Consider the following 1,340-nt stretch of genomic DNA (forward strand, 5'->3'; position numbering starts at 1 on the left):
GGTGTGGACATCGCCAACGTGAAGATGAGCATGAACCCCTTTGACGAAATCGCCGTCGAAGAGGCCGTGCGCCTCAAAGAAAAAGGCCTGGTCACCGAAGTCATCGCCGTCTCCTGCGGCGTGGCCCAGTGCCAGGAAACCCTGCGCACCGCCATGGCGATTGGCGCCGACCGCGCCATCCTGGTGGAAACCCCCGCCGATCTCGATCTGCAGCCCCTGGCCGTGGCCAAGCTCCTGAAGGCCCTGGTCGACAAGGAACAACCCGGCCTGGTGATCCTGGGCAAGCAGGCCATCGACGACGACGCCAACCAGACCGGCCAGATGCTGGCGGCCCTGGCCGAACTGCCCCAGGCCACCTTTGCCAGCAAGGTCGAGCTCGCAGCCGACAAGGTCAGCGTCACCCGCGAGATCGACGGCGGCCTGGAGACCCTCTCCCTGAGCCTCCCCGCCGTCATCACCACCGATCTGCGCCTGAACGAGCCCCGCTACGTCACCTTGCCCAACATCATGAAGGCCAAGAAAAAGCAGCTCGATACCGTCAAGCCCGAAGACCTCGGTGTGGACGTCGCTCCGCGCCTGAAGACCCTCAAGGTCAGCGAACCGCCCAAGCGCGGCGCCGGCGTCAAGGTGGCCGATGTGGCTGCCCTGGTCGAGAAACTCAAGAACGAAGCCAAAGTCATCTAAGGAGAACAAGAAATGACCGTACTCGTTATTGCCGAACACGACAACGCCGCCATCAAGGGCGCAACGCTCAACACCGTGACCGCAGCGATTGCCTGCGGTGGCGACGTGCACGTGCTGGTGGCCGGCCACAACGCCGGTGGCGCCGCAGCGGCAGCCGCACAGATCGCCGGTGTCGCCAAGGTCATCCACGCCGATGCAGCCGGCCTGGCCCACGGCCTGGCCGAGAACGTAGCCGCGCAAGTCCTGGCCATCGCCAGCGCCTACAGCCACATCCTGTTCCCCGCCACCGCCGGCGGCAAGAACGTGGCCCCCCGCGTGGCCGCCAAGCTCGATGTGGCCCAGATCAGCGACATCACCAAGGTGATCTCCCCTGACACCTTCGAGCGCCCCATCTACGCGGGCAACGCCATTGCCACCGTGCAGAGCCAGGATGCGACCAAGGTCATCACCGTGCGCACCACGGGCTTCGATGCTGCTGGCGCCTCGGGTGGCAGCGCCGCCACCGAAACCGCCGCCGCAACAGCGGATGCCGGCAAGAGCAGCTTTGTGGGCAGCGAGATTGCCAAGAGCGACCGCCCCGAGCTGACCGCCGCCAAGATCATCGTCTCCGGTGGCCGGGCCCTGGGCAGCAAGGAGAAGTTCGACGAAGTGATGAC

At 65.7% G+C, this 1,340-nt stretch carries 2 protein-coding genes; both read left to right on the plus strand.

What is annotated here, in order from left to right; all coding sequences use genetic code 11:
• A partial coding sequence (locus tag AC3WOH_RS34810; RefSeq protein WP_492233888.1) for an electron transfer flavoprotein subunit beta/FixA family protein occupies nucleotides 1-684 on the plus strand: 684 nt, incomplete at its 5' end.
• A 12-nt stretch (nucleotides 685-696) separates the two neighbouring features.
• Nucleotides 697-1,340: electron transfer flavoprotein subunit alpha/FixB family protein (locus AC3WOH_RS34815; RefSeq protein ID WP_492233889.1), on the plus strand; the 644-nt coding region annotated here is incomplete at its 3' end.

The sequence above is a fragment of the Acidovorax sp. FW305-C-20-28 genome, assembly GCF_058783375.1.